Source organism: Flavobacterium sp. AJR (assembly GCF_002156885.1).
Lineage (GTDB): Bacteria > Bacteroidota > Bacteroidia > Flavobacteriales > Flavobacteriaceae > Flavobacterium.
This window is the reverse complement of the sequence record NZ_NCWQ01000108.1, coordinates 1-11,457: the sequence shown is the minus strand read 5'-3', so window position 1 is coordinate 11,457 and position 11,457 is coordinate 1. Positions and strand designations below refer to the sequence as shown.

Sequence of the window (11,457 nt, the reverse complement as noted above, 5' to 3'; positions counted from 1 at the left end):
AGCAAATGTATATAGTAATTCTCATAAAAACAACATAAATCTTGTTATCACATCAAAAAAAACCTATGTAATCTACTATAGAACCAGGCAGGCTAACAAAAACAAAATTTTACAATACTAAATAATTGTCCCATAATTATGAAAAATACAACCACTTACTTCCTACTCTTAACGGAAAAGATCATTATCAAAATTTTAACAGATTAAAGCAATTAAGTATACCCCTTAAAAACGCTTATCTGATAAAAGAAAACACTTTGAAAAAGTAATCATATCCATTAAACCAAAAAACCCAATGAAAGAAAAATCCCGAATCGTAAGACATGAGAATGGTCAATTAAATCCTCAACTAGTCACATCACATCTTCAACCTGAAATATGGGAAAAAGTAAACAGAATACAGCTAAGAAAAATGCTATGTGAATATTCACATGAATTATTACTTAGTCCTCAACTGCAGAGTACTAACGGAATCTGGGGGCTTTACAGCCTTAGTGCACAAGATGGAATAACAGAATATCAATTTCATGCACAAATACTTGCATTAGACCATTGGCATATTGACACAGTCTCTATTACTAAAAAAGTAAACGGAAATCCTGAACCTCTTGATGCTATCGCTTTTCTTCTTGAATTTACTGAGGAATTAGGCTTTACTGATCTAAATCTGCCTACTTACCTTGAAGAAGTAATCAGCTGTCTCTATGGTAGTGCTTATATGTACACTAATAGTGAGCTTTCAGCTAAAGATCTAACTGAAGCAAGTTACGCTGATGTAGAACATGCCATGACTGCCGGGCACCCTTGTTTTGTAGCCAATAGTGCCAGAATAGGCTTTGATGCAGTAGATTATCAGAATTATAGCCCTGAAGCAGCAACACCGCTTTCACTGGTTTGGGTAGCAGGCCATAAAAATTACACCGAATTTACGAGTATTCCTCCTCTTAGTTACCAACAAGTAATGGAGCAGGAATTAGATGCAGACTTAAAAGCATCATTTGATTCGATTCTTACAGAAAAAGAACTTCAACCAGAAGATTATATTTATTTCCCTATTCATCCATGGCAATGGCACAATAAACTGATTTATTTATTTGCCCCGGATATTGCTGCATCAAAATTGGTTTGTTTAGGTGATAGTAAAGATTTATATATGCCCCAACAATCGGTACGCACATTTTTTAACGTAAGTGATGTTAAAAGATTTTATGTTAAATCAGCTCTTTCTATTCTTAATATGGGCTTTATGAGAGGGCTTTCGCCTTATTATATGCGAACAAACCCACCGATTAGCGAATGGGTTGCGAACCTTGTAGAAAATGATCCCTATCTTCAGAAAAAGGGTTTTACCACCTTAAAAGAAATCGCTACAGTTGGTTACACCAATGCGTACATCGAAGAAGCTATAAAAGTAGATTCTCCTTATAAAAAAATGTTGTCTACATTATGGAGAGAAAGTCCGATGGACAAAATAGCAAATGGTGAACGTCTTATGACTATGGCAGCACTGCTTCACATAGATACAGATGGGAACTCATTGCTGGCGGAATTAATTAAATCTTCCCCTTTGGATGCAAAAGGATGGCTTCAAAGCTATTTGCAATCTTACCTTAGCCCACTTTTACATTGCTTTTATTACCATGATATGCGTTTTATGCCACACGGCGAAAATCTTATTCTCGTATTCCATGACAATGTTCCGGTTAGGGCAATTATGAAAGACATTGGTGAAGAAGTAGCTATTGTAAATCAGGAAAAAGAATTACCAGAAACAGTCAAACGAATCATTATCAATGTTCCTGAAGATCTTAAAATCCTATCTATTTTTACTCAAATATTTGATTCTTTCTTCAGATACCTAAATCATGTACTGGTAGAACATGTAAATCTACCTGAAGAAGATTTTTGGAGTCTTGTAGCGGAATGCGTAACAGAATACCAATCAGAATATCCTGAACTGGAGGATAAATTCAGAAAGTATGATTTATTTGATTCAGAGATCATTAAAACGTGTTCAAATAGATTGCAAATGCAAAACAGCACAAAAATGCTTGACGCCACCAATCCTTTCAAGAATCAACAATTTGCTGGTACTCTGAAAAATCCACTTTTCATTTATCAGACAAAATTAATCTAGCCCTTCTTTAAAACTATAATACGCTAAAACCATGAATATAGATACGCAAATCTCCCCAATACAAGCATCCAGCCATTTAGAAAAAACAGTTTGGGACAAAGTAACTCGTTTGCACCTTAGAAAAATACTTGCCGAATTTTCTCATGAACGACTAGTTATTCCAAAGCTAATCGGAAATAAAGACGACTGGAAAATCTATCAGTTGACGAGTGCAGACGAAAAAAACGTCTATCAGTTTAATGCCAAAATTCTAGCTTTAAACCATTGGTATATTGATACTCCATCCATTGAAAAATTTACTGAAGGCGAAACGGCTACATTAGACGCACTAAGTTTTATCATTGAATTTAAGGCAGAACTTGGAATTCCTGAGGAGTCATTACCTGTTTATCTGGAAGAAGTATGCAGCACGTTGGCTGGAAGTGCTTACCTCAATTATTATGGCAAACCCAATTCAAAAGAACTATTGGATGCTGGCTATCAGCAAACTGAATCTACCATGACAGGTCACCCTCGATTCATTGCTAATAATGGAAGAATTGGTTTTACTTCTAGCGATCACAGAGAATATGCTCCAGAAGCGGCTGCACCGTTTTCTTTGGTATGGCTTGCCGGTCATCGCTCGACTGCTGTGTTTACTGCTGTCCTGCCTTTAGATTATGAAAAAGTAATGCTACAGGAACTTGGTGAAGAAACATTAAAAAACTTTAATGATCAGCTTCTTGAAAAAGGGTTAAATCCTAATGATTATTTTTATATGCCGGTACATCCATGGCAATGGTTTAATAAATTATCCAATATATTTTCAGCCGATATTGCAACTAACAGACTGGTTTGTTTGGGATACAATGCCGATAAATACCAGCCGCAACAATCGATACGAACATTCTATAATATTACCCATCCTGAAAAATTCTATGTTAAAACGGCTTTATCTGTTCTCAACATGGGTTATGTACGCGGGCTATCTCCTAAATTTATGGTGTCTAACCCACCAATCAATGAATGGATTTATAACTTGGTAAAGGATGATAATTACTTACAATCGAAGGGATTTATCATTCTGAGAGAAATTGCCAGTTTGAGTTTTGCTCATCAATATTATGAAACAGCAGTTCCGGGTGATACTCCTTACAAGAAAATGTTCGCCTGTTTGTGGAGAGAAAGTCCAGCCGATAAAGTTTCTGAAAATCAGCGTTTAATTACAATGGCAGCATTACTTCACATTGATAATGAAGGTAAAGCTTACCTTCCTGAATTAATACAGGCATCTGGTTTAACAACTTCAAATTGGTTAAGACAGTACTTTAGCTGTTATTTGAGTCCTTTACTTCATTGCTTTTACAAATGGGACATGGTTTTTATGCCTCATGGCGAAAACTTAATCCTGATTCTGGAAGATCATAAGGTTGTTAATGCCATTATGAAAGATATTGGTGAAGAGGTTTCACTACTTAACTGTAGTTTAGAGATTCCTGAAGAAGCTTTGAGGCTTGCTGTTGACGTTCCTGACGATCGCAAAACGTTGCCTTTATTTACACAGGTATTCGATTCTATATTCCGATTTATAGCTGCAATACTTGTGGAACATGCTGATTTTCCAGAAGACGAGTTTTGGAAGCTTGTAGCAGAGTGCATCTTAGATTATCAATCTGCACATCCTGAATTCAGTGAATCTTTCCAAAAATTTGACCTGTTTGTTAATGAGTTCAGCCCTGATGCTCTAAACAAATTACAACTGAATAATAACAGACAGTTGAGAAATCGTGCCAATCCATTTCAAAACCTTCCTTATATCGGTATTGTAAAAAATCCGGTAACACCATTTTACATTAATTAATAAATAATAATTTCGTGAATTATTTTACATCATTAAACAAGTACATACCCTCGCTGCTTATTACTGCTGCGTTCTTATTATTGTCTTTACAAACTCAGGCACAACAAACCCAATCGGGTGTCATCAAAGGTCAGGTTATGACAGAAGATGGAAAGAAGGTACTGTACGGCACTGTTAACCTAAATGGAAAATACAGTGTAAAAATAGACAAGGATGGTTGGTATACGTTTGATAAACTTACATCAAAAAAGAATACGCTTACGGTCAATATCATGGGATTAGCCCCACAGACAAAAACGGTTACCGTAGAAACAGGAGAAGAAATTTTATTGGATTTTAACCTTACTGCTAATGCCGAAATTCTTAATGAGGTTTTTATTGTAGGAAACAAATATAAAATTACTTCAAAAAAGAAAAGTGAGTATGTGTCGAGACTTCCAATTTCAAACCTTGAAAATTCACAAGTTTATAGTGTAGTTGACAAAGAACTAATCAAAGAGCAGATGGCTTTAACAGTCGAAGAATCTTTTAGAAATGTTCCGGGAGCTGCACCTGCAAAAACGGGGGCTGGAATGCCCTCTTTTTTCTCGAGAGGTTTTCAAACCAGTGAAAATTTCCGTAACGGAATGGCAACTTATCTGCGCACAGGTGTAGATCTTGCTGCTGTAGAACGTGTAGAGACCTATAAAGGTCCAAGTTCTACACTTTTCGGAGCACAGATGACCTCATTTGGAGGAATTGTTAATTACATTACCAAAAAACCATACGATCATTTTGGAGGCGAAATAGGATATACCATGGGAAGTTGGGACCTAAACCGTATGACATTAGACATTAATACCCCGGTTAAGGATGCCGAAGGTTTACTGGTTCGTTTAAACGTGGCTCGTCAGACCGAAAATACCTTTCAGGATCAAGGTAACTCTGCTACTTTACTTATTGCACCAAGTATTACTTATCAAGTATCTGACCGCTTGAAATTTACGCTGAATGCTGATTTTCAAAGTGTACAAGGAATTGCTCCGGGCGGATGGATTACTTCTCCTACGTTGGGTCTAAATAGTTTTAAAGATCTTAATCTGGACTACCGCATATCACTTAACGACAACTCTCTCGTAAGTAAACAGGCTTCTACCAATGTATTGCTTGATGCTGAATACAAAATTTCTGACCAATGGACCTCTCAGTCCAGATATGCTTACGGTGGTGGTACTTATGATGATCTTTATATTTTTGATTTCATCTGGCAAAATAAATCATCTGTTGATCGCGTATTAAGAGCATTTACGGATGAAAAAACAGTGCGAAAAAACTTCCAGCAAAATTTTACCGGAGATTTTAAAATCGGGAACCTCAGAAACAGACTTGTTGTAGGTTTTGATTATTTATCCAGTTACAGATCAACCCGATATGACGGATTGGGGTATGGCGGTAAAGTATTTGAACCGGCAAACCTCGATAATCTAGGCGCAACACCAGTGATTCGAATAGAGGACGTTGAATCGGTTTTAGCAAAAAGAAACACGGGACAAAACCAGACAAAAGAATCTACCTATAGTGTTTATGCCTCAGATGTTCTAAATATAACAGATCAGCTTTTAGTTATGACTAGTTTACGTGTAGATCGTTATATTGGTGATGGCACAACAAATACAAAATCCCGCACAACTGTAGGTGACTACAATCAAACCGCACTTTCTCCTAAATTTGGTCTTGTATATCAAATTGTTGAAGATAAAGTAGCGGTTTTCGGTAATTATATGAATGGATTTAAAAACATAGGCAGCAAACTTCAGCCAAATGGAGAAGTTTCTGTTTTTAAACCTCAGGAGGCTGCACAACTGGAAGGTGGTGTTAAACTTGATTTATCAGACAAAATCAATGCAACTGTAAGTTATTATCAGATTGATGTAACAAACAGTTTAAGAAATGATGTGACAACTCAGGGAACCTTCGTTATCCAAGACGGAACGCAAAAAAGTAAAGGGCTTGAAATAGAAATTATCGGAAGACCTTTTTCAGGTTTCAACTATGTAGCCAGTTATGGATATAATGATAACGAGTTTACCAAGTCAGCCGAAAATGTAATGGGCAAAAGAGCCGCTGGTACTCCAAAAAATGTGGTTAATCTTTGGGCAAGTTACACTATTGTTAATGGTAAAGCTCAGGGACTGGGACTGGGAATTGGAAACTCTTATGTTTCTGATGCTTTTATTGATAATACAAATACGTTTACTCTTTCCTCTTATAATCTTCTTGATGCAACCCTGTTTTACAACCGTCCAAAGTATCGAATTGGTATTAAAGCCAATAATATTCTAGACAAACAATATTGGGTGAGCGACGGTTATTATGCACGTCCACAAAAGCCAAGTAATTTTATGATCAACTTTACTTATAAATTTTAATTAGATGGAGCATATCGATCAGCGCGCTTTCAAATCCCAAAGAATACTATTGGGAATAGTAATGACTTTTGCCATTCTGGATCATACCCGACTGTTTTTTCATTACTGGAACACCAATCCGGCAGATTTAGATCATACCACTTTCACTTTGTTCTTTACCCGATTTATATCACATTATTTTGCTCCCGCAGTTTTCTTTATAGCTGGTATTGAATTATTTCACTGGATGGGTAAGAGAACCAAAAACCAAAATGTATGGCAGTTATTCAAACTTGGCAGTGCACTGATCCTTATTGAAATTTTCGTAAACAATTTTTTGTATACGTTTGATCCCTATTATCGTACGATTGGTGTCTTTATCATTGGTTCATTAGGTTTATGCCTGTACTGTATGACGGGGTTACAATACTTCAACAGAAAATTGATCTTATCGATCGCTTTAACTATTATAATAGCTCATCATTTACTGGACTCTTTGCAAATGAAAGGAGATTCTATAAATGCTATCTTCTGGTATTTGTTACACCAACAAAAATTTATACCTCATGGTCAGAGTTTATATATCGTAAATTATACACTACTCCCCTGGTTAGGTGTTCTTTTACTGGGTCATTTTTTTGGATTCTTTTGTAGGTCAGAAAGTTCGCCAGTAATTCGAAAAAAAGTACTGCTGTACAGTGGTTTTACTCTTATTGGATTATTTTTCTTATTACGTGGCCTAAATGGTTACGGAGAATCTATCCCATGGAAAGCTGGAAATTCAAACCTAATCAGCCTACTGTCCTTTTTCAATCTCACGAAATATCCAGCTTCACTGGATTATCTGGCGATCACATTAGGTCCGATTTTCTTGTTCTTAGCTTATGCAGAAAACTGGAAAGGCAGAGTTGCTAATTTCTTCTTTACATTAGGACAGATTCCTTTGTTTACCTATCTGTTTAGTACCCTCATTATTCATTTAGCAGCTATGATTTGGTTATGTTTTAATGGAAAACCGTTACAAACAATGGTGATAACGACTGCTTCTTATGGCAAAGATAGTCCATTACTTAATTATGGCTACTCTCTAGCTACGGTCTATATTTTGTGGATTGTATTCGTTCTAATCTGTTATTTCATGATAAAAAAAATAAAACCAATGAATCAAGATTTACTATAAAAATTGTAAATAGTACATTCCAGGAAATAAAAATGCAGAGAACATATTGACTATGGTCTCTGCATTTTTTTATTCAGGTTAAATTTATCAGGTTATAAAAAACAAAGTACAATTTTTAACTCCTTGTTTATTAAGTTTCTAAAATAATGCACAAAAAGCATATTTATGAGGTTGTACAGGGAACAAATACGAATAGAAAGCTTTATTCTTAACTGCAAAAAATAAGCGAATCCATCTCTGAATCCGCTTATCATTCTATTTAACAAAAAACATTGACTTTCACCCTAATCACTTTAGATTAAAGCTACAGTACTTAACTTATATCGGATAACTCCAAAATATTACATCTAAACCGATTGCAAAGCCTTATAATAATCCTCGCGTGTACAAAACTCAAGATGCGCTTTTTTATGAGGCAGATCAATTTCTGTCTGGAATACAAATCCGGCTTTTCTGTTCAATGCATGAATTTTATGATTGCGTGCATCAGGTTCAACAACAACACGTTGATTTTTGGCATCACAAAAAATAAAATCTAGTATTACGGTAAAAATAGTCCAGGTAAATTTGTTTACGGGTATCTCTAAGGGCGCTACTAAAATATGCATCCCCTTATCCCCTTTTTCTACTTTATAGTAATCTCCAATACTATCTGTTTCTGGATTGTAACATTCTAATAAAAAGGAAATGTCACCATTAAAAACACCCATATAAACATCAGTTTTCTCTAGAATTTCGCGGTATGAATCGTACACTTCCTGCAAAGAAAATCCATTCATTCCCCAATAAACCGCATAATCACGATTCACCCAGTCATGAAGCAAAGGCATATCAGTCTCTAAGTCTATTGGACGCAATTCAAAAACGCCCATACCAGGAATTGTTTTGACAAAAACAATATCAGAAACGGCTTTATCTTCTAAATCAATTATTTTATTATTCATCATCTCTTATCAAGTTAAGCTTATTAATTATTTTAATGGGTGTGACATAATCTGATCTTGTATTTTCCTCAAAATGGTAAAACAACAACCAAGATTATCTCAGCCGATTACGGTCTTGTTATTGAATACCTTCTAGCCGTTGAACCGGAGCAGTGTTTACAGAATCTCTTCAAAAACATTTGATTCTACAACTTCAGCTACAGCAACTCCAAATTCCTGAAAAGCAATTTTTGTTTCAACAGCATAATGCTCAACACCCGTAATTTCTTTGATAATATAAGAATTTCGGTAACAAACCATTCCTAAGTCGGGCGTAACAAATCCGTGTGTGTGTAATTCTGCATTCTGAACAAAAATTTCTCCTCCATTTTTGTCAATACTGTAATTTCGATTGGCAGCAAAACGTCCTTTATCGTCCCATTGAATTCTGTTAGTAATTCCTTCGAGGAAAGGGGGCAATTTATAACCGTAACCTGTTGCCAGAACTAATGCGTCGGTAACATGACGGTATTTTTTATCTTGTTCGACCTGATGTAATTCCAATTCAAAAGATTGTTTACTTTCGTCAAAATCTGCTTTTACACAAGCGGAATTTGTTCTTAAATTCACATCAATTTCCCCAATCACTTTTTTGGCATAAATAGTGTCAAAAATAGTTTCAATCAGATCTTTATTAATTCCTTTGTAAAGCAATTTCTGCTCTTTTAACAAATAATCTCTCTTCTCAGCAGGAAGACTGTAAAAGTAATCCACATATTCAGGAGAGGTCATTTCTAAAGTAAGTTTGCTGTAATCCATTGGAAAGAAACGGGACGAGCGCGTAATCCAGTTCAACTGATATCCGTACACATCAATTTCCTGCAATAAATCATTAAAAACTTCGGCAGCACTTTGCCCACTTCCCAAAACGGTAATCGACTTTTCTTTTTGCAATGCTGCTTTATTCTGTACGTAGGCAGACGAGTGAATTGCTTTTCCTTTAAGGGTTTGACAGGATTTAGGAATATGTGGTGCAGTTCCCGTACCTAAAATTATCTTTTTAGTCTTGTAATAAGTAGCCTTGCTCGTTTTGGTGCAAACTGTACTCACAATATAAACAGCCTCATTATCATCATATTCAATCATCGAAACTTCTGTATTAAAAAATACATTTGGGAGTTTCTTAATTGCCCATTGACAGTATTGGTTATATTCGTTTCTTAGCAATAAAAAGTTTTCACGAATGTAGAACGAGTACATTTTGCCCTGTTCTTTTATATAATTCAGAAAACTAAACGGGCTAGTTGGATCTGCAAGTGTTACTAAATCAGCCAAAAAAGGAATCTGAAGAGTGGTGTCCTGCAATAGCATTCCGGGATGCCAGTTAAAAGATTCATTTTTATCAAAGAACAAACCATCCAGATTTTCAATTGGTGCTGTAAGACAAGCCAGGCTCAAATTAAAAGGTCCAACACCAACAGCTATAAAGTCGTATATTTTATTTTCCATAAGGGGTATTAATTTATCAATGTATATTCCTGACCGTGAAAAACGATCAAATTTATAATTTCTTCAATATCGGCCTGAGTTGTCAGAGGGTTAAGTAGTGTGAATTTCAGAAATACTTCATTATAGACTTTTGTACTCGTTATAATGGCTTTTCCTTCATTAAAAATGGCTTTACGAATGTAACTGTTTAAGCTACAAAAAGATCCTTCATCTGTTTTCCAAGGTTTATAGCGGAACACAATTGTGCTTATTTCAGGATTATGAATTACTTCAAAGTCATCTCTTCTTCTTAAGAAATCTGCGGTAAAGAGAGCATTATCAATCGCTTTGTCCATGTAGGTGCTTAGTCCTTTTGTTCCAATTATTCTTAGGGTAAACCATAATTTTAGGGCGTCAAATCTGCGGGTGGTTTGTATTGATTTCTTTACCATGTTTGGAATTCCCTCGTCTTCCTGCTCTTTTGAGTTCAGGTAATCTGCATGGTATTTTATATAATCAACATACGATTTGTCTCTCATAAAAAAACCACTTGAACTTACCGGCTGATAAAAGGTTTTGTGATAATCTATAGTAACAGAATCTGAAAGTCCAATGCCTTCCAATTTACTGTTATGTTTCTCACTGATCAATAATCCCCCGCCATAAGCCGCATCAACGTGAAACCATAATTTATTCTCTTTTGCTATTGCAGCAATTTGGGTTAAGGGATCAATTGAACCAAAATCTGTAGTGCCTGCTGTACCCACAATAGCTATTGGAATATTTCCTAAATCTTTCTGTTGCTGAATTACTTTTTTCAAAGCCAGAACATTCATTTTAAAATCAGTATCAACTGCCACAGGAACAACTGCATTTTGGCCTAATCCTAATAAACTTAAATTCTTCTTTAAGCTAAAATGACTTACTTCAGAACATAAAACTCTAAATTTTGATGCATCCGCAGGAAGCCCGTCCATTTTAGGGTCCATATTGTAATTCTTTTTCACAAAATGATCTCGCGCTAAAAGTAATCCCATCAAATTCGACTGTGTTCCTCCGCTTGTGAAAATTCCATCTGCTCGTTCCGGATAACCCAATTTTTCAATCGTCCAGTCTATCAGCTTCAATTCGATAAAAGTGCCTCCGGTACTTTGATCCCAGGTATCCATTGACGAGTTTAAAGAAGAGATAAACGCTTCTGCAACAAGTGTGGGTATCAAAATTGGGCAGTTTAAATGAGCTATGTACTTTGGGTCATGAAAATGAATACAATCATTCAGGTAAATGTCTTTAAGCTCGTCTAAAACATATTCTAAACTGTTTCCCTGATTCTTTTCTTCAAGTACTATTGCATCAATTTTTTCTTTAATCGAAGAAATACTTGCGCCTGTAAAAGGAGTATCTCTGCTTTCTAAATGATTTGCAATTAGTTTAATTGTTTTTTTCATACTCTTCTTGTAAAGAGAAATGGCTTTTTTATTATTAGAAAAAATGTGCTTGAC

The 11,457-nt window shown here is 35.5% G+C and carries 7 protein-coding genes; 4 read left to right on the top strand and 3 right to left on the bottom strand.

Annotated features, from left to right (window positions below; translation table 11 throughout):
- Positions 1 to 295 precede the first annotated feature (295 nt).
- Genes B8T70_RS21090 through B8T70_RS21075 form a run of 4 tightly spaced genes read left to right on the top strand, consistent with a single transcriptional unit; the run spans position 296 to position 7,544 of the window.
- Positions 296 to 2,137 carry an IucA/IucC family siderophore biosynthesis protein gene (locus B8T70_RS21090; protein ID WP_086896124.1) on the top strand — a complete coding sequence of 614 codons (1,842 nt, stop codon included), beginning with the start codon at positions 296 to 298 and terminating at the stop codon, positions 2,135 to 2,137.
- Between the two features lie 31 nt (positions 2,138 to 2,168).
- The gene (locus tag B8T70_RS21085; protein ID WP_086896123.1) at positions 2,169 to 3,977 is read left to right on the top strand and encodes an IucA/IucC family siderophore biosynthesis protein; all 1,809 of its coding nucleotides are present in this window, start codon (positions 2,169 to 2,171) and stop codon (positions 3,975 to 3,977) included.
- Between the two features lie 14 nt (positions 3,978 to 3,991).
- Entirely contained in the window at positions 3,992 to 6,385 is a 2,394-nt protein-coding gene (locus B8T70_RS21080; RefSeq protein WP_086896122.1) for a TonB-dependent siderophore receptor, read from the top strand.
- A 4-nt stretch (positions 6,386 to 6,389) separates the two neighbouring features.
- Positions 6,390 to 7,544 carry a hypothetical protein gene (locus tag B8T70_RS21075; RefSeq protein WP_086896121.1) on the top strand — a complete coding sequence of 385 codons (1,155 nt, stop codon included), beginning with the start codon at positions 6,390 to 6,392 and terminating at the stop codon, positions 7,542 to 7,544.
- A 347-nt stretch (positions 7,545 to 7,891) separates the two neighbouring features.
- Here B8T70_RS21075 and B8T70_RS21070 read toward each other — a convergent pair whose 3' ends face one another.
- The 3 genes from B8T70_RS21070 to B8T70_RS21060 all read right to left on the bottom strand — a co-directional run.
- On the bottom strand, positions 7,892 to 8,491 hold the full coding sequence (locus B8T70_RS21070; RefSeq protein WP_242667536.1) for a GNAT family N-acetyltransferase: 600 nt from the start codon (positions 8,489 to 8,491) through the stop codon (positions 7,892 to 7,894).
- Positions 8,492 to 8,644: 153 nt separating this feature from the next.
- Positions 8,645 to 9,976 (bottom strand): lysine N(6)-hydroxylase/L-ornithine N(5)-oxygenase family protein, encoded by a 1,332-nt coding sequence (locus B8T70_RS21065; RefSeq protein ID WP_207621553.1) that lies wholly within the window; start codon positions 9,974 to 9,976, stop codon positions 8,645 to 8,647.
- An 8-nt stretch (positions 9,977 to 9,984) separates the two neighbouring features.
- The coding region (locus B8T70_RS21060) for an aspartate aminotransferase family protein (RefSeq protein ID WP_207621552.1) at positions 9,985 to 11,457 on the bottom strand (1,473 nt) is incomplete at its 5' end.